Source organism: Paraburkholderia sp. BR13439 (assembly GCF_040948805.1).
Lineage (GTDB): Bacteria > Pseudomonadota > Gammaproteobacteria > Burkholderiales > Burkholderiaceae > Paraburkholderia > Paraburkholderia youngii.
On sequence record NZ_JBFPKN010000004.1, the window covers coordinates 254,527 to 278,505 of the forward strand.

The following is a 23,979-nucleotide window of genomic DNA, read 5'->3' on the forward strand; positions in this document are numbered from 1 at the left end:
GGCCGGAGATGCCCGGCTGATGGCAATTGGCGGGAGTAGGGATACCTGGTCTCTGATCGCAAAGGTGATGCTTTTCGGGAGGTCAGGAGAAGGCGATGAAGAGTGCTGCGGTGCGAAAAAGCCGGCTTAAGGTGAGATTTTACGGGGACACCCAGGTGCGAACATTCGGTGAAATTGGCGCAAGCTATTGAAATTATGGAAATTTTTCCTTTCCGACAGCAAAGGTGAGGGTTTTCAGGAGTTCTCAGGACAGGGACGTTTGGACCTCCAGCAGCCTCAAAGGTGAGGCTTTTCAGGAGATCACATTTGGGAAATGCGGTACTGGCGCGACACAAACGCGAGTCGTGTTGTCCCGTTCGGCGGTGCTGCGGTGAGAGTTTTCGGGAGCACCGGAGTGGTGAGGATTTGCCTACGGCTCGTCTCCCGTTCTACGGCAGTTCGGTCGAAGCTCGAAGTCGCAAACGATGGTTAACGGGGGCAGGTTTCTCGGCGGTGCCGGTCGAGTCGTCAGTAGAGGCGCCGCGCAGTCGAACGTTGCTCGCCCGCATCGCGCCGCGGGTCCGATATCGTGCGTGAATTCCAATTATTGATGCGGAGTTTGCGTCGCCCGGCAGCACGCGAGAATCGAGGAAACCGTCGCGAGGCCGCAAGACGAAGTCCCACCGGCTCCACACACTGTCCGTATACACGACGTCCCGAAAAATCCGCGAAAATTTTTGAGGTGAGAAGATTCGGGATCAGGTGCTCCCCGTTCCGGTACGCAGCGAAACGGGCCGGATTCGCAAACGCCGCGACCGGCAAGGAGAGCCCGATCCTCGTGGCGCGCGGGCGAGGTGAGGGTTTTCGGGACTTGCTCGAGGTGAGGTGCGCTTCGTAAACTCGCTTCACCGGCAATGGTGAGATGGGCGCTATAGACGCGTATCACCACAGCCGGTATGCTCTCGCGAAATCCCCTCCCTCACCTCGACGCATGGCCACGAAGCGCGCGAAAAAGACCGATGTTGTCAGCCCGAGCTCGGCTGAGCTGCGCAAAGCCGTCGAGGCAATTGCGATCCAGCCCAAGAGCGGCAAGATCACGTTGCTCACCCGCAAGCTCTTTAACGTTCTGCTCGCGGTGGCCCAGCAAGCGGATGAATCGGGCGACACCTATCGGGCGCTGCTGTCCGACATCGTCGCTAATTCCGCGTTCGATTCCAATGACACCGCGCTCGTCAAGGAGCACCTGCGGCGCATGGTGTCAGTGCAGGTCGAGTGGAGCACCGGCACCTCGAGTCAAAAGCCCGGCCGCAAATGGGGTATTTCGACGCTGATCGCGGACGCGGAAATTCTCGAAGATCCGACCACGCGTCGCGTCTGGGTCGAGTTTTCGTTTGCGCCGAAGATCAAGAAGAAGCTGCTCGATCCGGTTCAGTATGCACGGCTGAGTCTGCAGTTCCAAAGCCAGCTGCGCAGCAGCGCGGGCCTCGCGCTCTACGAGATCTGCGTGCGCTACCTGACCAACCCGAGCCATCTGACGATGCGCGAGACCTGGGAATGGTGGCGGCCGATTCTGTCGGGCACGCCCGATACCGAAGCCGGCGACGAGGCGAAGCGCGAGTACAAGTATTTCAAGCGCGACTACCTGCGCCCGGCCATCGCCGAGGTCAACGCGGTCACGAACATTTTCGTCGAACTGATCGAGCATCGCGAGGGTCGGCGCGTCGCCGAAATCCAGTTCCGCGTGACCGAGCGCAAGCAGCCGATGCTCGCGCTCGACGAACATCCGAACGTGTTCGACAGCACGCTGGTCGACCGGATGGTGAAGATCGGCATTCCGCTGAAGGAAGCGCAGACGCTTTACGCGGATAGCGAAGAGAACCGGATCCGCGCCGCGTTGCAGATGACCGAGCAGCGGATGCGCAGCACGTCGCTGCCGCCGGTGCGTAGCGCGCCGGCGCTGTTCAAGGATGCGTTGAAGAAGGGCTATGCGCCGCCGGTCGAGGCGCTGCCGGCAGGTGGCGGCACCAGCAAGGCCCTGGCATCGCCGGCCGACGATCTGAAGGCGCGTCTGCTCGGCGAATACTCGGCTTACCGTCGCAAGCAGGCCTACGAGTTGTACAACGAACAGGGGGAGTCGGAGCGCGATATCGCGCGGCAATCGTTCGAGGAAGAAGAGTTGCCGGGGCTCGGCACGCACATGCGCGACGACTGGCGGCGTCGCGGGCTCGATTCGAAGATCGTGGAAACGGCGTTCTTCGACTGGCTCGCGCGCAGGACCTGGGGCGAACCCACCGACGGCGATCTGCTCGCCTTCACCCTTAACCAGTCGCGCGCGGCCTGATGGGTCGATAACGGCGTTTGAAAGACAAGGGGCGGTGCACGCGCACCGCCCCTCATGTCTTACTTCAGCATCTTCTCAATCTGCCGCAGGATATCGTCACGCTTTTCACGCGTGAGGCCTTTCAGGCGCAACTCGAGTCGGTCGTCCCCATATGACTTCAGATCGCCGACCGACACACCACCAAGCTTGATTTCCAGACGTTGCGCATAGCGCTGCCGGCCCGCCGGTTTGGTGCTTTCCGGCGCGGTCGCCCGCCCTTTGACGATGTCGGCGACCTGGCGTGTGCTCAGATCGTCGGAAAGGATCCGGTTGATCAGTCGCAGCGTCGCGTCCGCGCCGCGAGCCGTGTGATAGCGGCCGACCTGGTATGCCATGTTCGAGCCGAAGCGGTCAGGGCGCGCGACCATCTCCTGCATCACGGTTTCCGGCAGCTTGGCGATGGACAGCGCGACTGCGACCGTCGATTCGTCGAGCCCGAGATGTTCGGCCAGTTCCTTCTGGCTCTGGAAATGCCGCTCGTCGAGAAAGCGTCGCCACACGATCGCGTTGTCGAAAACGGTCTGCGAGTCGCGCTGCACGTTGAGGTCGTAGCCGAGCTTGTAGCTTTGGATGCCGATTGGCAGATCGATGACGATCGCTTTTACCGACTCCTTGTTCGCTTCTTTCAGCGCGCGCACGCGTCGGCCGCCGTCACTGACGAAGTAGGTGCCAGGGTTGTCGTAGTCGGGAATGACGTGAATCGCCTGCTGCTGCCCCTGCTTCGCCAGATTGACGGCAAGCTCCGCAATCGACGACTTCACATAGAAGTACCGTGGATTGAACGGGCTTGGCTTGATGGTCTTGAGCGCCAGTTCGATGATCTGGCCGGGACGATAGCCGTGCTCGAGCCGCCATGCGCGGTAGGCCGCCGATTCGTTGTCCGGATCAGGGATCTCGGCGTCCTGCAGACGCGACGGCACGACGGCCGGAATCGGACGCCCGGCGATCGCGGAGTTTTTCGCGTCATTTTTAACCAGGCCGTCGATCGCATTCAGACGGTCGAGTGCGGTGCGCTTTTCACTGCTAGTCGTGTCAGGACGTGCTTGAAAGCCTTTGGCGAATTGGGACGGTTTCATTCAGGGTCCTTTATGCGCATAAATTCACGGGAGCAAGGCGGCGATCTCGTTGGCGCACGCCCGTACTTCGAGCGCGGCGAGCTTCGCGCCGCGGTCGTTCATCTGAAGCACCGTTTGCCCCAACGCCATTGCCTGCTTGTAGGCTTCGCGCGTGGGAATCTGGGTCTTGAGGAGAGGGAAGCCGAGTTCTTCGAGCGCGCGCTTCAGCTCGCGCGTCAGCATCCGTTTTTCTTCTGTCTTGTTGAGCAGGAACACGGCACGCAGGTCTTCGTTCATGACCTGCGCCTGCTGAACGAGCTTGACGAGGCCGATACTCGACCAGTAATCGGCGGGGGACGACGAAGTTGGGATCACCGCGACGCTCGCTGCAAGCAGGACGACGCCGGAGACTTTTTCGGTGATGGAGGGCGGGCAGTCGACGACGATGATGTCGTAGTCCGCCACGAACTTCTTGATCTCGCGATGGATCTGGCTGCCTGCTTCGGACAGGTTGACGACGGCGAATGGGATACCAATGTCGCCGTCGGAGGCAGCGCTGGCCCAGTGAATCAGAGTGTTTTGGCCATCCGCGTCGACGACGAGAACGCGTTTGCCTTTCTCGTGAAATGCAGCGCCGAGATGCATCGCGATGGTGCTCTTCCCGACCCCGCCCTTCTGCTGTGTTACCGCGATGATTTCTGCCGCCAAATTTCACCTCCTCTTTTTAGACGCAAATGGATTTTACCTGGTTGAATTGCTATTTCAAATGATTTAAGTAAGGGAAATTCGGAAATAGGCCATTCGGCAAAGGGTTTATGCGCATAAAGAGGCATCAGCAGTGTGCCCCGGGATCGTGTGGGGTGTCAGGGCAGGGATAGACTGAGGCTTAAGCGTTGCTGATCGCTATATCTCGGAGGGGACGGGACGAGAGGAATGAGTGCTCGCGGGCTGCGTACCCAGTCGTCGGCAACTAGTCGCGATTCGCGAGCTGATCTCGCGGAGCAAAGGAGTGCCCACATCTGAGCGACCCCATGCAGGCCAGACTTTATGCGCATAAAGTTCGCGCGGCAATTGGCCCGGTGGAGCATTCGCCATCGAGTCGTCCGAGGCGGCTCCTTCGCCGTCGCGGCAGCAAGCGGCAGACGTGGGGGCGGCGCTTCATCAGCGAGTGAATATAGGTTGTAGAGGGTATTGCGCCCGCGCAAGCGAATCGCAGGCTCGATGAGAACTGACGCTGCGAGCATTGAACGATACCGGCTCACCTCGGAAGCCAGCATCGGTTTATGCGCATAAACCGACCCACCCTACCGATCGTTCAAACAACGCGCATGGCGGGCAATCATTCCGCGCCACGCCTTCAAGTCACCCGCTAAAATTCCCGAACCCTTCTAACCGTCACAGCAACCTTCAACGGCGCAAGCCCTCAACCCAGCCATGATCACCATCTACCACAACCCGCGCTGCTCCAAATCGCGCGCTGCCTGCGAACTCGTCGCGAACACCTACAACCCCGCAAACGAACCGACGGAAATCGTCGAATATCTGAAGAAGCCGCTGACCGTCGCGGAGCTCAAGAATCTCAATGCTCAACTTGGCTGTCCGGTCCGCGAAATGATCCGCGACACCGAGGCCGAATATAAAGAATTCAATCTCGCCGACCCGTCGCTGACGGACGCCCAGCTCTATGAAGCATTGGCGAAGCATCCGATTCTTTTGCAACGACCGATCGTCGTGAGAAACGGGCGTGGCGTCATCGGCCGCCCGCCCGAAAATGTCGCCGCGCTTTTCGATTGATCGCGCGACGGTCGAAGTCAAGCGATTTGCGCGATGCGACCTCGAACCGCTGCGCTAGGCTTTGCCCGACAGCGCGGCATCCTTGGTCACGATCTTCGTCGGGATCAGGCGCAGTTCGGTGAACGTGTCCGCAATGCGTTGTTGTTCCGCAAGCACGTTCGCGTCGACGGGCTTATAAATATGCGCGTAATGGCGCAAGCCTGATTCGATCACGCTAGCGTCGAGCCCTTGAATCGGCGCCAGTTGTGCGGCGGCCTCGCTGTAATGGCCGCGCACCCACTCCCCTTCCTTGCCGACTTCATCGATCACGATCGCAAGAACGTCGCCGTTATGTCGCGCGAAGGGTCGCGCGCTCAGAAAGAACTGGTGGTGACTGACGATACCTTCCGCATCGGCAAGCAGCCGCGCGTTCGTCTGCCTTTTGGCGGCTTCGAGAAACGGATCCCAGATAGCCCACGCATCGACCGCCCCGCGTTCGAAGGCCGCGCGTGCATCGGCAGGCGGCAAATACACGGGTTGGATCTCGCTGAACTTCACGCCGTTTTTTTGCAACGCGGCGACGAGAAACCAGTGCACATCCGAGCCCTTGTTCAGCGCAATCTTCTTTCCCTTCAGATCGGCCAAGCTTCTGATCGGCGCGTCCGGATGCACGAGGATGCCTTCGGCGTGCGGGGTCGGAATTTCATACGCGGTATAAACGAAATTGGCGCCCGCGGCTTGCGCGAACACGGGCGGCGCTTCGCCCACATAGCCGAAGTCGATCGCGCCGACGTTCAGCCCTTCCAGCAGTTGCGGCCCAGCCGGAAACTCGGTCCATTTGACAGTGATGCCGAGTGGCGCAAGGCGCTTTTCGAGCGTGCCGTGCGCCTTCAGCAATACCAGGGTGCTCGCGGCTTTCTGATATCCGATGCGAAGTTCTTTTGCATGTTCATCGGCGGCAAATGCGGTGGTGGAGAAGACCGGCAACGCGGCGGCGGCCAGCGTTGCGCCTACGCCGGCGAGAAACGTACGGCGCGTCAGCAGCGGATCACGGGACATGAGAATACTCGTCGAAAGAGAATTTAACGGACACCAAGACTGGTTCGATTGGCTCCGACGATAATTCGTCCGCCCGCCTGGACGAACCGATAAATTCGCATAAGCAAATCATTCGGCCCTAGCGAAGCATTGCGTAACGCCGAAGGCCCGACCCACCCCCTCCCGCTTCAATCGACCGGCATTACCGCGGCGTCGGTCAGCGACTCGCGCGGCAAGTCACTTCCGCCGAACGCGCCCGACGCGATGATTTGCATCTACGAATGCAGGTTCTGTGAGGTCTGCCCGCTGACGAGGCTGCGCAACGTGTGTCCGAATTGCGACGGCAGTTTCGCGCATCGCCCGATTCGCACTCGCGCGCAACTCGCGAAACATCCCGCGCGTGCCGATGCGCATACCGTCGGAATCGATGAAGCGTCGCATGCCCGCTTTTTCGAACGCTATTGCGACGCGCCGCCCGGTGAGCACTGAACCGTCAAGTGGCAAAGCGACAAATCACTCGTCGCCGCTCACCGCTCCGTCGGCGCTCGCGACTCCGCTCGCCACATGCGCGGCGACCCGCAGCAGGCGGATCTGTTTGCGATAGTTCCGGCACCCGCTGCAGGTCGGCAGATGCAGGCGGATCGCGAGCCATTCGCCAGTCGACAGCGAGCGGTCGAGCGCGTCGGATAGCAGCCGCGTGATGTCCTTACACTTCCCCATTCGCGTCCTCGCTGGATAGGCCCTTTTCGCTCAGGCACGTGCGCAGCCGCAGCCGCGCGCGATAGATCAGCACGCTGCAATGATTCGCGTTGATCTGCAGTTCGGCGCAGATCGCCGCGATGTCGAGGTCGAGAAACTCCCGCATCATGAACACGCGTCCGATGTGCTCGGGCAAATGCTCGAGGCACATTTCGAACAGCGTCCAGAACTGCTGCTGGCGTAGTGCGGTTTCGGGTGTCGGCCATGGACGCGGTTTGGTCTCGCGCGACCAGTGGCCGTTGTCCTTGAAAAGCTCGCGATCGAGTAACGCCTCGCCGTCGAGTTCGGCTTCGAGCGACGACAGATTGACCGTGCGCTGGCGCGCACGCAGGGTGTCGACGAGCTTGTGGCGCAAGATGCCGAATACCCAGGTCTTGTGCTCCGACTGCGCGGAAAAACGCGCTGCCTGAGTCCACGCGGCGGTCAGCGCTTCCTGCACGGCGTCCTCGGCGGCCGCGGCATCGCGCAATTGCAGACGGGCGAAGCGCACGAGGTCGCGCCGCAATTGCGCGAGATAGATGGGATCGTCGAGCGACGGGCCGCCTGGCTGCGTCACGGCGTGCTCCGTCGCTGTACGGTCGGCTGCGCGTGTTGCGCTGAAACGTCGGGATTCATGAGCGGATGGTCGTCCTCGCGCGATTTGCGGATGTGTGCGCCATTTTCCCCCACGTTCCTGCCCTAACGAATCGGTATTGAACATATATCCCTTGGCAATCGATGGCCCGAGGAGCTTGGTCGCGCGGCGCGGCGGCTTATGACACCGGAAATTAATTGTTGCAAGAAATGATATTTCGGCCTGCCCGCGAGAAGGCTTTTGAATCGCCGCATCGGTCAATCAACGCGTCGCGGCCCATCACCAGTTCCGTGCGCTGAGGCAATAACGATTATTTCAATTTATAAAAAAATGTCTTTTCGTCTTCGCTGTTTGTGGACGCGGATGCGCTCGCTATTCTTCACGCCATCGATCGGATGAGATCGCGCAACCATACGCAAAACGAGGACCGAACCATGAAACGCATTTTCTCCGCCCTGATCGCTTCGGCCGCACTGTTCGCAGCTGCTTCGGGCATCGCTCACGCCGACGCTCCGGCTTCGGCCTGCAACGGCCCGAAGTCGTACTGCAACGTATTTTTCGGCAACTGATCGGCACGTCGACATACGTAGCAAGCAAGCAAAAGAAAAGGGCGCCGGCAACGGCGCCCTTTTTGCATTCAGCGTTCAGCCCTAGCGGCTCGGTGCCTTCCCTCCCCCATCGAGTCCGGCGCCCGTTCGCCACACCTGTTTGCCTTGCTCCGACAGCTCACCGCAGCTATGCGTGGCGTCGGCTTCGACGCCGTCGACGGCCATCTTGCCGCCCGCCGGCTCCTGCGCGCGCTGCCGCGCTTTCTTGCGCGCGGCAACCGCTTCGTCGTGGGATTTTCCCGCGTAGTCGAGACTCATGATCCGGTCCTCCAGAAGGTCGATGGTGTCCATTTGCCTCAGATCGCCCTAGCCCGAAGGCATGCTTGATTGACAAGGTAAAAGTTCAACTTATCCACAAGGTTATTCAGCGATTCTGTGGATAACTTTTCGAGTGGCGAGGTTATCCACCGACAGGTGCCGCAAGAACCCTTCCCGATCCGCTATCGCCTAGCCAAATCCGCCAGTGCCCAGGCGTTTCACGCGGCTTTTGCCTATCATGAACAGTCCTACTCTTTGCGCGTCGAGCGCACTAACTGAGGAAGCGAACATGGCCTATCACATTGCAGTGGTCGTCGGCAGCCTGCGGCGGGATTCGTTCAATCGCCAATTGGCTCAGGCGGTGATTTATCTCGCTCCAGCCGATTTCACCTTCGAATACATCGATATCGGCTCTCTGCCGCTGTACTCGCAGGACTACGACGCCGACTATCCGGAAGCCGGCAAGAAGCTCAAGGAGCGCGTGCAAGCCGCGGACGGTCTGCTGTTCGTGACGCCTGAATACAACCGCTCGATGCCGGGCGTGCTGAAAAACGCGCTCGACTGGGGCTCGCGGCCGTGGGGCACGAATTCGTGGGGCAACAAGCCCGGCGCGGTGATCGGCACCTCGGTCGGCGCCACCGGTACGGCGCTCGCGCAACAGCATCTGCGCAACGTGCTCGCCTATCTCGACGTCGCGACGATGGGGCAGCCCGAAGTATTCATCAAGCACGATCCGTCGGTGATCAACGAAAAAGGCGAGATCGTCAACGACGGCACGCGCAAGTTCCTGCAATCGTTCATGGACCGCTACGTCACGTGGATCAAGCGGCATGGGGCGGTGGCGTAATCGAGACTTAGCGGCGCCGACCGCGCCCTGACCGTCCGCCGAAGCAACGAGGACACGGCGCGCGCCGCGCGAGGCGGCCGCGCCCATTTCGCCCGCTGCATCGCCTACACGTGGTGATGCCCGGTCACCCGCTCCCACCCATGACGCACCGCGAGCTTGAAGCGCTCCCACGTGCTCTCCGGCGACGTGGTTTCCCAATGGCGGCGAGCTTCGGGCTCGATCTCTTCCCACGGACGATCGCGAAAGCGCGCGTCGCGACCGATCTCCGCGCCGTAGCGATAGGCCGGCACGTAGTCTTCGTAGCGCGCGTTCGCGGCTGCGTACTGCTCGTCATAGTGCGTGCGGAAGTCTTCTTCGTACTCCAGATATTCGTTCGGCATCTGCGCGCCGGGACCGGTGCCCGGCTGTCCGCCTTCCGGGACGACGTCGGACGGCTGGGGCTGCATCAGCGCGCCCGAACCCGGCACGGAGCCGGCGGCGATGGCGCTGCGTCCCACATCGCCGGTGAGAGGATCGGCGATGGGTTCGTTGACCGGATCGCTCATCGGCCGTTCGCTGAGCGGCGGCGGCGCGAACGGCTCGGCGGCCGCGCCGATGTCCGGCGGCGGCATGGCGGTCAGCGGATCGGGGCGCGGAGTCGCAGGAGGAGGCATGGTGTCGGGCGCGGTCGTCCCTGTTGCCGAAGTGGCGCCCGTCGCGCCGGCGATTCCGGTCGATTCGCTGATGCCCGCCGCACCCGTTGCGCCGCTGCTTGAACTCACACCCGCCTCCGGTGTTGCCGTGGTGTCCCGCATGCCCGGCGTCGCGCCCGCCTCGGTCGTCACGCTCGAGGTACGCGGCGTACCCGGCATCACCGCGCCGATGCCCAACTCATCGAGCACCGAGTGGTCGCGGTTGGAGGCGACCGGGGTGTCCGCTTCGGGTAGGCGGTCGCCGATATCGGTCGCGCCGAGCCGCACGAGCGTGTTGCGCGCCAGTTCCGCATGCGACTGGCTCGCGGCATGAACGCACACGAGCACCGCCCCACGCCGCATCGCCTCGGCATAACGGGCGGTGTCCGACGGACGCGGCCCGGTCGAGAACAGGCTGGCGAGAAAGCGCTCGATATTCGCGAGCACGCCCGCGTTGGCGACTTCGCTGGTGGCCGAGCCAACCGATGGTTCGGCGTTCGCCTGCAACTCGATCTTCTCGCGCGCAAAACCGGTTTGCACGAGCGTGTCGCGGGCGGTTTCGGCCTGCACGTAAGTGTCGAATAAACCAATCACGAGATGTTGCATGGTTGTCTCCCGACATGTTCTGCTGGAACGGGCGGCGCCCGAGGCGCCGTCCCCTTGCCGTCTTCCGGCACGCAACGATCATGCCCCCGCACCGACGCGCGGCGGCGCTGCGTCCCGTGCGCGCCCGCGATGCCCCCTGCGCTACGCATCACGCGGGCTCGCGACGAAAAAGGCGCGGCGTGCGAGCGCCGCGCTTTTTACAAGGTCTGGTAAATGACGCCGGGACGACGCGGACGTCAGGTATCGGCCGGATCCGTGGCGGTATCGGCGCTCGTCTGCACGGCGTTGTGCTGGATCGTTTCGAGCAGCTGTTCGAGCAGTCGGATATCGAATGGTTTGGACAGCACGCGCACGTTCACGTGCCGCGCGCGGTCGAGCTCTTCCGCGTAGCCGGTGACGAGAATGACCGGCAGCGGCGGGTCGAATCCGAGCACCGCTTCGGCCAGATCGATGCCGTTCATCTTGCCCGGCATGTGAATGTCCGACAGCACCAGATCGAACGGCAGCGGCTCGCCGGTGTCCGCGCGCTTCGCGCGGGCGTCGTCGAGCACGCGCAGCGCCGTGTCGGCGTTGAACACGCAGCTCACCTGGTGGCCCATCATCTGCAACAGCGCCTCGGTGCCGGCGGCGACTTCTTCGTTGTCCTCGACGAGCAGCACGCGCAGACCGTGCGGCGCGTCGCTTGCGGGCGCGAGCGCTTCGGCGGGTCCGGTCGTCTGCGGCTCGGTCGACGCGCGCGGCAGATAGAGCCGCACCGCGGTCCCCGCGCCGATCGCACTGTCGATTGCCGCGAGCCCGCCCGAGCCCTCGCAGAACGCAAAGACCTGCGGCAACCCGAGCCCCGTGCCCATGCCTTTGGACTTGGTCGTGTAAAGCGGCTCGAACGCGTGCGCGAGCACGTCGGGCGCCATGCCGGCGCCGGTGTCCTCGAGCGACAGCTGCACGAACTCGCCGGTCAGCGGAAAGCCGTCCTCGTGGCGGAACACGAGGTTGCTCGCGCGCGCGGTGAAGCGCCCGCCGTTGGCCATCGCGTCGCGCGCATTGACGGCGACGTTGATCAGCGCGAGCTCGAGCTCGGCAACATCCACACGGACCGGCCAGGTGTCGACGCCGCTATCGATCACGAGCGACACCTTCGCGCCGAGCGACGCCCGCAGCAGCTCGCGGCACGACGGCAGCCAGCGTTGGAGCGACAGCGTCTCGGTGCGCAGCGGCTGCTTGCGCGCGACGCCGAGTAGCTGCCGCGTCAGCGACTGGCCGCTCTTCAACGCGCGCTCCATCGCCGACAGTTCGCGCTCCAGTCCGCCGACGCCGCGCCGTCGCACGATCTGCACGTTGGCCGACAGGATCATCAGCAGGTTGTTGAAGTCGTGCGCGACGCTGCCGACCAGCGTGCCGAGCGCTTCCATCTTGCGCGACTGGCGGTACGCGGATTCGATCGAGCGGCGCATCGATGCCTCGGCCTGCCAGCGCTGCCACGCTTCCTCTTCGGCGCCGAGGCGGCGCAGCGACAGCCAGATCACGCACCACAGGGCGATCGACGGCGTGAACATCGACAGGATCAGCACGCTCAGGTGTCTGTACCAGGCGGCCCAGATCGCCGACGTGCGATAGCCACACAGCACGTAGACCGGATACGAGCCGACGTGCCGGAATGCGACGATCAGGTTGCCGTCGGCGAAGCTCGAGTGCATCCGCACGACGCCGGAGCGCTGCCCGTGCGAAACCGCTTCGGCGAACGGCGAATCCGGTGCGAGCGCGGTCGGCTCGCGGGGGCCGCGCGGGTAATGCGCGAGGACCGCGCCGTCGGTGCGCACGAGACTCATGATGATCGGCGTGTCGTCGCTGTTGCCGAGCAACTCGCGATAGAACGCATCGAAATAGCTGGGCCGCAGCGCGATCGACACCGTTCCCGCGAACGAACCGTTGAGTTGCTGGCGCGCGACGCCCATGTTGAACACCTGCTCGCCGCTGACGTGCCCCGTCATCACTTTCGACACGCGTTCGATCACGCTGCCGCCGCGGATGCCGACGAAATCGTCGCGCTGGCCGACCGAAATTTCCGGCGCCGGATACAGGCGGCTGCTCGCCAGCAGCGCGCCCTGTTCGCCGTAGATCGACACCGAAGCCACCTGCGGATAGCCGCCGCCCATCGTGCGCAACTTGTCGTGAATCGTGTGTTCGCGCGCGCGGATGCCGTCGTCGTCGAGGCCCTCGGTCAGATCGACGATGCGCGAGTTCAGCGTCTCGTTCATGTCGAACACCTTCAATGCGTGTTCTTCGGCGACCCGCACCGTACGCAGCGCCAGCTCGGTCGCATCGGCCTCGCGCGAGCGCAGATCGCTGAATGCCATCGCCGCGACGTAGACGAACGGCAGCACGATCGCCGCGACCAGCAGCGCGATCAGTGTGATGCGACGTACCTGGAAGTTCTGTTCCGGTACGGCGGGAAACGACGCGTCGTCCTGCTCGCGGGGAGGACGACCCGAAAGGCGGCCCGCTCGCACGGAGTCGACCTGGTCTGATGTCATTGTCGTTGACGCGAAAAGTCGTTCGAATGTGGCAGCCCCGTATCGGGCCATTGCCGGCACCATGCCGCCTTCAGAACAAGCATAGACGGAGCGCGGAAAAACTTGCCGCAAAGCGTCGGGGACGCGCGTCCACCGTACCGGCCGTTCTTTAAGAGCGGCTTTAAAACAGTGAGGAATCGGGAAGCGCAAACGTACACAAAAGGATAAAGTTAAAAGATTGCCGGTCCTGACGATAGAACTATTTCTCAAATTAGCCTAGTCTGGAAACAGATCGTTACCGTCGGCGATTTCGGCGAGTTGCTTTTGCGCGGCTTTGCTTCGACAATCCTCGCCACGATAAAAGGCCGTTGCCACCTCTGTGCGCCGGATCGTCGAGGTCCGCCAAAACGCGTCCTGCTGCATTAGCACCCCTCTCGCCATAGGCAATTGCAATTCGACAGGCGCCACTGTACCTGGTCGCGCATCGGTCGGCATCACGTGAAGGCGTGCTGTCCTCCGCTGTCGGGACGAACAAAACGCAAACGACCAGGCGCGGAAAGCGCGCAAACGAACGAGCCGATTCCTTTATCCGCCCGCCTAAAAAACCGCCCGACCCGCCGTTGCCATGCTGCCCATTGTGATCGCCGATGATTCGCTGCTCGCCCGCAAGTTGCTCACGAAGGCACTGCCGCCCGACTGGGCTGTCGACGTGTCCTACGCGACGAACGGGCGCGAGGCGCTCGCGCTGTATCGCGACGGCAAGGCCTCGGTGATGTTCCTCGATCTGACGATGCCGGACATGACCGGCTACCAGGTTCTCGAAGCGTTGCAGCACGAGGACCTCAATACCTTCGTGATCGTCGTTTCCGCCGACGTGCAGCCGCTCGCCCAGGAGCGCGTGCGCGAGCTCGGCGCGATCGCGTTCATCGCCAAGCCGGTGACGCCGGAAGCGGTCCTGCCCATCCTCAAGGAGTACGGCTTGTATGTCTGAGCCCGCCTTCACCGAAGACCAGCGCGACGCGCTACAGGAAATCGCCAACCTTGCGATGGGCCGGGCCGCGACGCGGCTCGCGGGACTGCTCGATTCGTTTATCGAGCTGTCGGTGCCGCGCGTGAAGATGGTCGCGGTGAGCGATGCGGCGCGCACGCTGCGCGAGATGACCCACATCGACGACACGGTCAGCGCGGTGCGTCAGGGCTTTCGCTCGGACATCAAGGGCGAGGTGCTGGTGATCTGTCGCAGCGACAGCATCGCGCAGCTGTGTTCGCTGGTCAGCGACCCGTACGCGCGTTCGAGCTACGAGGCGATCGGCGAGCGCGAACTGATGCTCGACGTCGCGAACCTGCTGTCGGGCGCGTGCGTGTCGTCGATACTCGACCAGCTCGGCCGCACGCCGGTGTTTTCCGCGCCGGGCGTGCTCGGCGACACGCTGACGCTCGACGAAGTGTTCCAGCCCGGCGTGCTGCAATGGCAGGTGGCGCTGCTCGTCGAAGTGAACTTCGCGCTCGAACATCAGAGTTTTCGCGCGCATCTCGTGATGCTGATGGCCGAAGACTCGATCCGTCACATGAACGAAGCGCTCGATGCGCTGCTGTCCAGTCTATGAATGTCCCAGTGGAATCGTTGAGCGACCTCGTGGTCGAGCGGGTCGGTTTTGGCATCTTCGTGCTCGATCGCGAACTGAACGTGCTGATGTGGAATCGCTTCATGCAGGACCATAGCGGCCTGTCGGCGGAGCAGGTGGTCGGCCGCTCGATCTACCAGAACTTTCCGGAGCTGCCGCGCGTGTGGCTGTCGCGCAAGATCGAAAGCGTATTCCAGCTCGGCAGCTTCGCGTTCAGCTCGTGGGAGCAGCGCCCCTATCTGTTCAAGTTCGATCACGACCGGCCGATCACCGGTGGGGTCGACTTCATGCAGCAGGACTGCACGTTCATGCCGCTGATGCGCGGCCGCGAAGTGGTGGCCGTGTGCGTGACGATCTCCGACGTGACGCATGTGAGCATTGTGCAGCGCGAGCGCGAGGAGGCGGTTGCGAAGCTGCAGGAGTATGCGAATCGCGACGGGCTGACCGGCATCGCGAACCGGCGCTTTTTCGAAGCGCGGCTGCGCGACGAGTTCACGCGCTGGCAGCGCTACGGTGGCGACATGTCGATGCTGCTGTTCGATCTCGATCACTTCAAGCGGATCAACGACCAGTTCGGTCACGGCGTCGGCGATACGGTGCTGCGCGTGATGGCGCAGCGTGTCGCGGGTGTGGTGCGCGCGCAGGACACGTTCGGGCGCTTCGGCGGCGAGGAGTTCGCGCTGCTGCTGCCGTGCACGCCGCTCGACGACGCGATGCTGGTGGCGGAGAAGATCCGTCGCGTGATCGAGGAAACGCCGGTCGAGCTGATCGGCACCAGCGTGCCGGTCACCGCGAGCCTCGGCGGCGCGTCGGCGCGCGAGGGCGTACCCGCGTACGACGTGCTGATCAACGAGGCCGACGCGGCGCTCTACAGAGCAAAGCGCCAGGGCCGCAACTGCGCGGTCGCGTTCCGGCTCGCGGGGGCCTGATTCGCTAGCGAGGGCGGTGCGGTTCCAGCTCGCCGCGCCCGGCGGCCTTTCTTTGCGTCCTCATTGGCCGCCCAATCTGCGGTCACCGGCAAAGATTGCTATACTTTTCGCCGTTTCCGGCCGCCCAGCCGGATGTTTCGCGCGTGTCCGCGCGCGCGGGCACACTGCCTTGCGGGTCGGCATAAAAACCTCTTTGAACGCCTTTCAGCGGGCGCCTCCAGCGGAGATCGTCTTGGCTGTTTCCAATCTCGTCGTGGACGATACTGAAATCGACGCGGCTGCCGCCACGTCCGGCAGCTCGTTTTATCTCGCGATGCGCATCTTGCCGGCGGCCCAGCGCGATGCGATGTACCAGGTCTACGCGTTCTGCCGCGCCGTCGACGACATCGCTGACAGCAGCCTGCCGCGCGCCGAGCGCGCGGCCGGGCTCGAGCAATGGCGCGCGGACATCGACGCGTGCTATGCCGGCCAGCCGCGGGCGTCGCTGCGCGCGCTGACGCGGCACATTCACACGTTTCATCTGCAACGCGAGGATTTTCACGCGATGATCGACGGCATGGCGATGGACGCCGCCGCCGACATCTGCGCGCCCGACGACGCCACGCTCGACCTGTATTGCGACCGCGTCGCGAGCGCGGCCGGCCGTCTGTCGGTGAGGATATTCGGGATGCGTGAGGAGCCGGGCCGGCTGCTCGCGCACCATCTGGGCCGCGCGCTGCAGCTCACCAACATCCTGCGCGATATCGACGAAGACGCCGACATCAACCGCTGCTATCTGCCGCGCGAGCTGCTCGCGCGCGAAGGCATCGCGGCCACGAACCCGCGGCAGATCGCCGACGACCCGACGCTGCCGCTCGTTTGCGCGACGCTCGCCGAGCGCGCGAAGCAGCACTTCGCCGAATCCGATGCGATCATGGATCGCGAGCCGCGCGCTCAAGTGCGTGCGCCGCGCATCATGTCGGGCGTCTATCGCGTGCTGCTCGAGCGTACGCTGGAGCGCGGCTTCGACGTTCCGCGCACGAAGGTCAGCAAGCCGAAGCTTCGCCTGCTGTGGATCGTCGCGCGTTACGCGCTTTTCTGAGCTGATGCCGAAGCTCGTCCACGTGGTCGGCGCGGGCGTGGCCGGGCTCGCCGCCGCTGTGCAGTTGCAGCGGCGCGGCGCGCGGGTCGTGCTGCACGAAGCGCAGGATTACGCGGGCGGCCGCTGCCGTTCGTACTACGACGCGAGGCTCGGTGCGACGCTCGACAGTGGCAATCACATCGTGCTGTCGGCCAATGCCGCGACGCTGAATTACGTGCGTGCGATCGGCGCCGCCGACGAACTGGTCGGCCCCGCGCAGCCCGAGTATCCGTTCGTCGATCTGGCCACGCGTTCGCGCTGGAGCGTGCGTCTGTCGCCGGGGCGTTTGCCGTGGTGGATTTTCGATGCGCATGCGCGCGTGCCGAACACGGTACCGACCGATTACCTGTCGCTCGTGCCGCTGCTGTTCGCGAAGCCCGGCCGCAGCGTCGCGCAGACGATGCGCTGTGACGGTCCGCTATGGGACCGGCTGCTGCGGCCGCTGCTGCATGTGCTGCTGAATCTGGAGCCGCGCGACGGTTCGGCCGAACTGACCGGCGCGCTCGTGCGCGAAACGCTGTTCGCGGGCGGGCTCGCGTGCCGGCCGCTCGTTGCGCGTAATGGTCTTGGCAGTGCGTTCGTCGATCCGGCGCTGCGGCTCCTGCAGCACGGCGGCGCGACGATCCGGCTCGGTTCGCGTCTGCGCGACATCGCGCTCGCGGCCGACCCGGCGCGTGTGCAGGCGCTGCATTTCGCCGATGAGAGCATCGCGCTCGGCGCGAACGAGGCGGTGATTCTGGCGCTGCCGCCCGAAGCCGCAGCGGCGCTGGTGCCGGGGCTGCGTGCGCCGACGCGTTTCGCGGCCGCGCTGAGCGTGCATTTCGCGGTCGAGCCGCCGGTCGGTCTGCCGCAGATCAGCGCGCTGCTGAACGGAACGGCCGAATGGCTGTTTGCGTTCGACGACCGCCTGTCGGTGACGCTCCACGGTGACGAGCGGCTCTTCGACATGCCGCACGACGCGCTCGCGGCGACCGTCTGGGCCGAGGTCGCACCGGCGGTGAAACTGCCGCTCGCGCCGCTACCGCGCTGGCAGGTCGTGATCGAACCGCGCGCGATGTTTGCCGCGCTGCCCGAGCAGGAGACGTTGCGACCGGGCACACGCACTCGCTGGAACAATTTGCTGCTCGCAGGCGACTGGACGTCCACCGGCCTGCCCGCGATGCTCGAAGGGGCCATCCGCTCCGGCCAGAAGGCCGCGGATACGCTGCTGAATCAACAGATGGAACGCCGATGAACGACTTATCTCAAACCCAGCCGCTCGACGCGGTGCTGCCCGAAGCCGCCGATGCGGCGCCGAACCTGGCCGAAGCTGCCGTGGTTGCCAACGCGCCCGCCGTGGCGGACGCATTGGCAACCGCAACGCCGTCGGCCATGCAAACTGCCGGCGCGAGCCCGCTCGACGCGTCGATCACGCGCGCGACCGATGCGATCCTGGCCGCGCAGCAGTCGGACGGCCATTGGATCTACGAACTCGAAGCCGACGCGACGATTCCGGCCGAATACGTGCTGCTGGTTCACTATCTCGGCGAGACGCCGAACCTCGAACTCGAACAGAAGATCGCGCGCTATCTGCGCCGCATCCAGTTGCCGAATGGCGGCTGGCCGCTCTTCACCGATGGCGCGCTCGACATCAGCGCGAGTGTGAAGGCGTACTTCGCGCTGAAGATGATCGGCGACCCGGTCGACGCCGAGCACATGGTGCGCGCGCGCGACGCGATCCTTGCGCACGGCGGCGCGGAACACGCGAACGTGTTCACGCGAATTCTGCTCGCCCTCTTCGGCGTGGTGTCGTGGCGCGCGGTGCCGATGATGCCGGTCGAGATCATGCTGCTGCCGATGTGGTTCCCGTTCCATCTGTCGAAGGTGTCGTACTGGGCGCGCACGGTGATCGTGCCGCTGCTCGTGCTGAATGCGAAGCGGCCGCTCGCGCGCAACCCGCGCAAGGTGCGCATCGACGAGCTGTTCCGCGGCGCGCCGGTGAACACCGGCATGAACGAGCGCGCACCGCATCAGCACGCGGGCTGGTTCGGCTTTTTCCGCTGTGTCGATACGGTGCTGCGCGCGGTCGATGGCCTGTTGCCGAAGGCGAGCCGCGAACGCGCGATCCGCGCGGCGGTCGCGTTCGTCGACGAACGGCTGAACGGCGAAGACGGCCTCGGCGCGATTTTCCCGGCGATGGCCAACTCGGTGATGATGTACGACGTGCTCGGCTATCCGGCCGATCATCCGAACCGCGCGATCGCTCGCAAGTCGCTCGACAAGCTGCTCGTCGTCAAGGACGACGAAGCGTATTGCCAGCCGTGTCTGTCGCCGGTGTGGGATACGTCGCTCGCCGCGCACGCTTTGCTTGAAACCCGCGAAGCGCGTGCCGAACAGGCGGCCGAACGCGGGCTCGGGTGGCTGCGTCCGCTGCAGATTCTCGATGTGCGCGGCGACTGGATTTCGCGCCGCCCGAACGTGCGGCCGGGCGGCTGGGCGTTCCAGTACAACAACGCGCATTACCCGGACGTCGACGATACCGCGGTGGTCGTGATGGCGATGCATCGTTCGGCTGCGCTCACGAAGTCCGATGTCGATCGCGAAGCGATTGTCCGCGCGCGCGAATGGGTAGTCGGCATGCAAAGCAGCGAAGGCGGTTGGGGTGCATTCGAGCCGGAAAACACCCAGTACTACCTGAACAACATCCCGTTCTCGGATCACGCCGCGCTGCTCGATCCGCCGACCGCGGACGTGTCGGGCCGCTGTCTGTCGATGTTCGCGCAGATCGGAGAGTTGCCGCAAAACAGCGAGCCGGCGCAGCGCGCGTTCGACTACATGCTGCAGGAGCAGGAGTCGGACGGCAGCTGGTATGGCCGCTGGGGTCTGAACTACATCTACGGCACATGGACCGCGCTGTGCTCGCTGAACGCGGCCGGCATGGCGCACGACGACCCGCGCATGCGGCGCGCGGTGCAATGGCTCGTGTCGATTCAGAACGAGGACGGCGGTTGGGGCGAGGGCGGCGAGAGCTACAAGCTCGACTACCGCGGCTACGAGCGCGCGCCGAGCACCGCTTCGCAGACCGCCTGGGCGCTGCTCGGGCTGATGGCGGCGGGCGAGGTCGATCACGACGCGGTGGCGCGTGGGATCGACTATCTGCAGCGTGAGCAGCGCGAGCATGGGCTGTGGGACGAAACGCGCTTTACCGCGACGGGCTTCCCGCGCGTGTTTTATCTGCGCTACCACGGCTATCGCAAATTCTTCCCGCTGTGGGCGCTCGCGCGCTTCCGTCATCTGAAGCGCAATGGGCTCACGCGCGTCACGGTCGGGATGTGACGGATGTCCGTGTCGATGACGCCGTCCGTCGGGACGGGCGATAGCCGTTTGCCGGTGATCGTCGTGACGGGCATGGCGTTCGAGGCGCGCATCGCACGCGGCGACGGCAGCGAGCGCGTCGAGGTCGTGTACGCGGCGCGCGCCGATCTGCTCGAGCGCGCGCTGAGCGCGGCGGTCGCTCGCGGCGCGGCGGGGATCGTCAGTTTCGGCACGGCGGGCGGACTCGCGCCGGATCTGGAACCGGGGACGCTGATCGTCGCGGATGCGGTGCATGGACCGTTTGGACGCATCGACACGGATCGGCAGTGGTCGGAGCGGATTGCCGCCGCGGTAACTGACGTCAGGACGGCCGAAGGGCTCGCGGGACGTGTGCGCCGTGGCGCGACGGCGGCGTTCGCTTCGCCGCTGATCACCGCGGAAGACAAACGCGCGCTGCACGAATCGACCGGCGCGCTTGCGGTGGACATGGAATCGCACATCGCGGGGGCGACCGCTGCCGCGCACGGTCTGCCGTTCGCCGTGTGTCGAGCGGTCGTCGATCCGGCCTGGCGCTCGCTGCCGCCGGCCGCGACGGCGGGTTTGCGCGACGACGGCACCACCGCGATCGGGCCGATTCTGCGCGAATTGCTGCGGCAGCCATCGCAACTGGGTGCGCTGCTGCGACTCGCCGGCGATGCGCGCGCCGCGCGGACTACGCTGGTCCAGACGCGGGAGGCGTTGGGGAAGGGCGGCGTGCTGCGGATCACGGGTGTCGCCGGTTGAGCGACGGCGATGGCAGCAAGTCGCTAGCGTGTTCGTGACCCGCCCTTGGAGCGGCGACTCGGGTCTTCGCCTAAGTCCTTTAGGCGGTTGCGCAGCCGCTGGTTGTCTGCGTAAAGCCCGGCGAGTATGAACAGCAGCAGCGCAAACCACTGGCCGCTGTAGTGAATCAGCGCCCATGCGATCGCCGCACAGGCGATAGCGGCGAGCAAAAGCGCCGCTTTATCGACGATCCAATTCATAACAGTTCAGTTCGGTGGAGTGCCAGGGAGGCGTACTCCCGTTAAAAAAACGAGAAGATTCTAGCCGATGAATGCACGCTTTTTATTTTGAGATTGCATCCTCAGCAATAAAAATGGCGAACCTAATTGTAAATTCTGGTCAAATTCTATATTAATAATCGACTTGCCCATCGACTGACGGTAAATATCAGGCTCCCCCATATTTAGAGTCTGATTAAAATGGCATGGAACAAAGCCGACGCCGTACGATACCTGCAAGATAACGCCAGGCCATCGAGCCAGAGCCGATGTGCGGAGTACACGAGGCGCGCGATTGAAGCGGGAGGACTGCGGATTGCGCACAAGGCGCACGCGAAAGATTACGGCTCGTCGCTCATCAGAGCGGGGTTTCGCGGGGTACACGGTAGTCCGCAGCGCGCGGACGTGGTAGTTATACAGCCAATTACGGGTCATCCATTTGGCCACATGGCGATGTTTGACGGTCAGATGTGGATATCGGACTTTCGACAACTGCATGGCTTTTATCCGGGGCAGGCGTATCGAACCATCAAACCTGCATACAAAATATTCCGGCACGACTGACGATGATTAAATTTATTTTGGGCGTTTTTGCCTCACTGGCTGTTGCGTGGGCGCTCGAGCCGGGTGTAGCCACCGCAGCGACTCCGGATGCACCAGAAACCGCTGTGAAGGCGTTTTACACCTGGTATTTGCAGCAGGAGGGCAGCGTTTATCAATTGACGGATAGCCACATTTACAACTATGTGGCGAAACCAACCGTCGATAATCTGCGGGACGACTATCGCCATAAGCGCTTGCCGGGCGGTGCGGACTATTTCACGCGAGTGCAAGACATCGATCCACAAATATGGCTCAAAACGATGACTTTGCATCCCGCGATCGCGCTCGGCGGAAAGGTTGTAATCCCGGTGACCTTCGGGTTAGGGGAAAAACAGAATCTGGTGGTATTCGTCGCAAAGGAAAACGGACACTGGCGGATAACCAAGGTAGAGGACACAACCGGCTACCAAGGATTCCACCAGTATGACCCGATGGATTAGGAAATACCCTCTCAACCTACACGCCCGCTGTCGAGCGGGCGTTTCAGTCTGTCCCGCCAGCGCGAGTCCGTTAAGCGGTTGCGCAGCCGCGGGTGCCGGAACAGGGGTCGACTGCCGCTCGGACGAATCCAAGACTATCAGCACAATTAATTATGCAATCTTTGGAATACTAGGGAAAACCCTTATATTTGATACAATGCTAGTGTTAACCCTAGGTTCTGGCGCATGACGTGCCCGCCCGGGAGCCTCGAACACGGAGTACCAAATGAATTTCCACACAAGAAAATGGGTCAAGCCGGAAGACCTGAATCCCAACGGGACGTTGTTCGGCGGCAGCCTGCTGCGCTGGATCGACGAAGAAGCCGCGATCTACGCGATCTCTCAGTTGGACAACCAGCGGGTCGTGACCAAGTTCATGTCAGAGATCAACTTCGTCAGCTCGGCGCGCCAGGGCGACATCATCGAACTGGGCATGACCGCGACGCATTTCGGCCGCACGTCGATCACGCTGCGCTGCGAAGTGCGCAACAAGATCACGCGCAAGAGCATTCTGACGGTCGAGAAAATGGTGTTCGTCAATCTCGATGAAAACGGCGATCCGGCGCCGCACGGGCGCACGCGTATCCGTTATGCGGACGAGCAGTTCGCTCACTATCGTGCGAACTCCAAGCCGGTGCCGCAACCGGCACCAGTCGCTGCGGTGGAGGAAGATCGGGGCGCGGCGCGCAGCGAGGTCGAGAGCCTGCACTGAGCGGGCTGTAGTAAAGCCCGCGGGTTTGGTCGGGCGATGGTTGACTGTACTTCCACGCGGGGCGCCTATCTACGGCGCCCCGTTGTGCTTTGGAGCGCTATTGCGGGGACGACGCCGGCACAGCAGGCGCAGCCGGCATTGCACCCGCGCCACTGTCCCCCGGAACGGCGTGGTTCGGCAGATCCCCGCCAGGCGCTTTGGTCGCGCCGCCAGAAGCCCCATTGGGGGCCGGTGCGGACTCACCCGGATCGTTGTAATTCGGCAGCGCGCCGGGCGCGCCCTTGGCCGCGCCACCGGCTCCCGAAGCCCCATTCGGCGTTTCGCCCACATCGCCCGGATCGGAGTAATTTGGCACGCCGCCCACCGGCGCGCCTGCCGCGGGGGCAGCAGCGGGGCCGGTATCGCTGTGATCGTCGTACTCCGGCAGCGGCGCGGGGTTATTGCTCGTGCCGCGCAGACGCGCAAGGCGCTGCTGCACATAGGCATCACGCACGAACGAGTATTTGTCGAGCGCAGCCTGCTCAAGAAGGCTGGTCGCGCCGAGCAGATCCGACCGCGTGCTGACGAACTGCAGCACGTACAGCGGATTGCGGGTCGCCGGTTCGACATAGTTCAGCGGATTGAACTTCACATCGACGACGAGCCCCATGCTGTCGCGCACCGTGCTTGGCCCGAACAGCGGCAGCACCAGATACGGACCTGACGGAATGCCCCAATGCCCGAGCGTCAGACCGAAGTCCTGATGATGCTTGGGCAGGCCGGCCGGCGTCGCCCAGTCGAGCAGGCCGCCGATCCCAAACACCGAGTTGAACGCGAAGCGCATGATGTCTTCGGTCGCGTCGGTGATCTTCAGTTGCAGCAGCGCGTTCGCTGCGTTGGTGAGATCGCCGAGGTTCGAGAAGAAATTGCTGACGGCGGTGCGCAGCGGCTGCGGGGTCACCTTCTGATAGCCCTTCGCGACCGGCACGGCGATATAGCGATCGACTCCGTCGTTGAAAGTGAAGATCGCGCGGTTCACTGGCTCGAACGGATCGCCCGGCTTGCGGTCCGGGGCGGTCGCGCAGCCCGAAATGAGACCCGCGGCGGTGAGCGCCAGCGCGGCGTTACGCAGCTTCATGC

25 protein-coding genes are annotated in these 23,979 nt (G+C 63.6%); 14 read left to right on the forward strand and 11 right to left on the reverse strand.

The annotated features are described in order from the left end of the window. The first annotated feature begins 970 nt into the window (after positions 1-970). A complete protein-coding gene (locus tag AB3X96_RS10410; protein WP_368589641.1) occupies positions 971-2,320 on the forward strand; it encodes a replication initiation protein in 1,350 nt (449 codons plus the stop codon). 59 nt (positions 2,321-2,379) lie between these two features. Here the strand turns inward: AB3X96_RS10410 and AB3X96_RS10415 are convergent, their stop codons facing one another. Together AB3X96_RS10415 and parA are read right to left on the reverse strand one after the other, a co-directional pair. Beyond that, the gene (locus AB3X96_RS10415; protein ID WP_368589642.1) at positions 2,380-3,435 is read right to left on the reverse strand and encodes a ParB/RepB/Spo0J family partition protein; all 1,056 of its coding nucleotides are present in this window, start codon (positions 3,433-3,435) and stop codon (positions 2,380-2,382) included. A 24-nt stretch (positions 3,436-3,459) separates the two neighbouring features. Continuing rightward, a complete protein-coding gene (gene parA, locus AB3X96_RS10420; RefSeq protein WP_013092840.1) occupies positions 3,460-4,122 on the reverse strand; it encodes a ParA family partition ATPase in 663 nt (220 codons plus the stop codon). 726 nt (positions 4,123-4,848) lie between these two features. Between parA and arsC the strand changes: the two genes are divergently transcribed. Continuing rightward, positions 4,849-5,208: an arsenate reductase (glutaredoxin) gene (arsC, locus tag AB3X96_RS10425; RefSeq protein ID WP_176120860.1), complete on the forward strand. Its 360-nt coding sequence runs from the start codon at positions 4,849-4,851 to the stop codon at positions 5,206-5,208. A gap of 54 nt (positions 5,209-5,262) precedes the next feature. Here arsC and AB3X96_RS10430 read toward each other — a convergent pair whose 3' ends face one another. Next, a complete protein-coding gene (locus AB3X96_RS10430) occupies positions 5,263-6,246 on the reverse strand; it encodes a sulfonate ABC transporter substrate-binding protein (RefSeq protein WP_368589643.1) in 984 nt (327 codons plus the stop codon). A gap of 180 nt (positions 6,247-6,426) precedes the next feature. On the opposite strand from AB3X96_RS10430, the gene AB3X96_RS10435 reads away from it, so the two are divergent. Then, positions 6,427-6,714: a DUF1272 domain-containing protein gene (locus AB3X96_RS10435; RefSeq protein ID WP_368589812.1), complete on the forward strand. Its 288-nt coding sequence runs from the start codon at positions 6,427-6,429 to the stop codon at positions 6,712-6,714. A 24-nt stretch (positions 6,715-6,738) separates the two neighbouring features. On the opposite strand, the gene AB3X96_RS10440 is transcribed toward AB3X96_RS10435, so the two are convergent. Further along, on the reverse strand, positions 6,739-6,945 hold the full coding sequence (locus tag AB3X96_RS10440) for a zf-HC2 domain-containing protein (RefSeq protein WP_176120862.1): 207 nt from the start codon (positions 6,943-6,945) through the stop codon (positions 6,739-6,741). After that, positions 6,932-7,540, reverse strand: coding sequence for an RNA polymerase factor sigma-70 (locus AB3X96_RS10445; RefSeq protein ID WP_176107085.1), 609 nt, complete (start codon positions 7,538-7,540; stop codon positions 6,932-6,934). Before AB3X96_RS10445 ends, AB3X96_RS10440 begins: the two co-directional genes overlap by 14 nt. A gap of 452 nt (positions 7,541-7,992) precedes the next feature. On the opposite strand from AB3X96_RS10445, the gene AB3X96_RS10450 reads away from it, so the two are divergent. Continuing rightward, positions 7,993-8,127, forward strand: coding sequence for a hypothetical protein (locus tag AB3X96_RS10450; RefSeq protein WP_260331982.1), 135 nt, complete (start codon positions 7,993-7,995; stop codon positions 8,125-8,127). Positions 8,128-8,208: 81 nt separating this feature from the next. On the opposite strand, the gene AB3X96_RS10455 is transcribed toward AB3X96_RS10450, so the two are convergent. Next, positions 8,209-8,424, reverse strand: a complete 216-nt coding sequence (locus AB3X96_RS10455) for a hypothetical protein (protein WP_176107084.1) — start codon at positions 8,422-8,424, stop codon at positions 8,209-8,211. Between the two features lie 289 nt (positions 8,425-8,713). Between AB3X96_RS10455 and AB3X96_RS10460 the strand changes: the two genes are divergently transcribed. Beyond that, positions 8,714-9,271: an NADPH-dependent FMN reductase gene (locus tag AB3X96_RS10460; protein WP_368589644.1), complete on the forward strand. Its 558-nt coding sequence runs from the start codon at positions 8,714-8,716 to the stop codon at positions 9,269-9,271. A 104-nt stretch (positions 9,272-9,375) separates the two neighbouring features. Here the strand turns inward: AB3X96_RS10460 and AB3X96_RS10465 are convergent, their stop codons facing one another. Beyond that, complete coding sequence (locus AB3X96_RS10465; RefSeq protein ID WP_368589645.1) at positions 9,376-10,548, reverse strand: hypothetical protein; 1,173 nt, start codon at positions 10,546-10,548, stop codon at positions 9,376-9,378. A gap of 236 nt (positions 10,549-10,784) precedes the next feature. Continuing rightward, positions 10,785-13,079 (reverse strand): response regulator, encoded by a 2,295-nt coding sequence (locus tag AB3X96_RS10470; RefSeq protein WP_368589646.1) that lies wholly within the window; start codon positions 13,077-13,079, stop codon positions 10,785-10,787. Positions 13,080-13,683: 604 nt separating this feature from the next. Between AB3X96_RS10470 and AB3X96_RS10475 the strand changes: the two genes are divergently transcribed. From AB3X96_RS10475 to AB3X96_RS10505, 7 genes are all read left to right on the forward strand, one after another. Then, on the forward strand, positions 13,684-14,049 hold the full coding sequence (locus AB3X96_RS10475; protein ID WP_176120865.1) for a response regulator: 366 nt from the start codon (positions 13,684-13,686) through the stop codon (positions 14,047-14,049). Next, positions 14,042-14,665, forward strand: a complete 624-nt coding sequence (locus AB3X96_RS10480; RefSeq protein ID WP_176107078.1) for a chemotaxis protein CheC — start codon at positions 14,042-14,044, stop codon at positions 14,663-14,665. Before AB3X96_RS10475 ends, AB3X96_RS10480 begins: the two co-directional genes overlap by 8 nt. Further along, positions 14,662-15,612 (forward strand): diguanylate cyclase, encoded by a 951-nt coding sequence (locus AB3X96_RS10485; protein ID WP_176107077.1) that lies wholly within the window; start codon positions 14,662-14,664, stop codon positions 15,610-15,612. The genes AB3X96_RS10480 and AB3X96_RS10485 overlap by 4 nt, the downstream gene beginning before the upstream one ends. Before the next feature lie 232 nt (positions 15,613-15,844). Next, entirely contained in the window at positions 15,845-16,693 is an 849-nt protein-coding gene (gene hpnD / locus AB3X96_RS10490) for a presqualene diphosphate synthase HpnD (RefSeq protein ID WP_176378802.1), read from the forward strand. A gap of 4 nt (positions 16,694-16,697) precedes the next feature. Next, positions 16,698-17,966, forward strand: a complete 1,269-nt coding sequence (gene hpnE / locus AB3X96_RS10495; RefSeq protein WP_368589647.1) for a hydroxysqualene dehydroxylase HpnE — start codon at positions 16,698-16,700, stop codon at positions 17,964-17,966. Continuing rightward, entirely contained in the window at positions 17,963-20,047 is a 2,085-nt protein-coding gene (gene shc, locus AB3X96_RS10500) for a squalene--hopene cyclase (RefSeq protein WP_368589648.1), read from the forward strand. The genes hpnE and shc overlap by 4 nt, the downstream gene beginning before the upstream one ends. 3 nt (positions 20,048-20,050) lie before the next feature. After that, positions 20,051-20,809 carry a phosphorylase gene (locus AB3X96_RS10505; RefSeq protein WP_368589649.1) on the forward strand — a complete coding sequence of 253 codons (759 nt, stop codon included), beginning with the start codon at positions 20,051-20,053 and terminating at the stop codon, positions 20,807-20,809. Between the two features lie 23 nt (positions 20,810-20,832). On the opposite strand, the gene AB3X96_RS10510 is transcribed toward AB3X96_RS10505, so the two are convergent. Both AB3X96_RS10510 and AB3X96_RS10515 read right to left on the reverse strand, forming a co-directional pair. Further along, complete coding sequence (locus AB3X96_RS10510) at positions 20,833-21,048, reverse strand: hypothetical protein (RefSeq protein WP_368589650.1); 216 nt, start codon at positions 21,046-21,048, stop codon at positions 20,833-20,835. Between the two features lie 60 nt (positions 21,049-21,108). Then, the gene (locus AB3X96_RS10515) at positions 21,109-21,564 is read right to left on the reverse strand and encodes a hypothetical protein (RefSeq protein WP_368589651.1); all 456 of its coding nucleotides are present in this window, start codon (positions 21,562-21,564) and stop codon (positions 21,109-21,111) included. 68 nt (positions 21,565-21,632) lie between these two features. On the opposite strand from AB3X96_RS10515, the gene AB3X96_RS10520 reads away from it, so the two are divergent. Continuing rightward, a complete protein-coding gene (locus AB3X96_RS10520; protein ID WP_368589652.1) occupies positions 21,633-22,109 on the forward strand; it encodes a DUF3828 domain-containing protein in 477 nt (158 codons plus the stop codon). Positions 22,110-22,374: 265 nt separating this feature from the next. Further along, on the forward strand, positions 22,375-22,860 hold the full coding sequence (locus tag AB3X96_RS10525) for an acyl-CoA thioesterase (protein WP_176107069.1): 486 nt from the start codon (positions 22,375-22,377) through the stop codon (positions 22,858-22,860). A gap of 97 nt (positions 22,861-22,957) precedes the next feature. Here AB3X96_RS10525 and AB3X96_RS10530 read toward each other — a convergent pair whose 3' ends face one another. Next, entirely contained in the window at positions 22,958-23,977 is a 1,020-nt protein-coding gene (locus AB3X96_RS10530) for a VacJ family lipoprotein (protein ID WP_368589653.1), read from the reverse strand. Positions 23,978-23,979 lie beyond the last annotated feature (2 nt).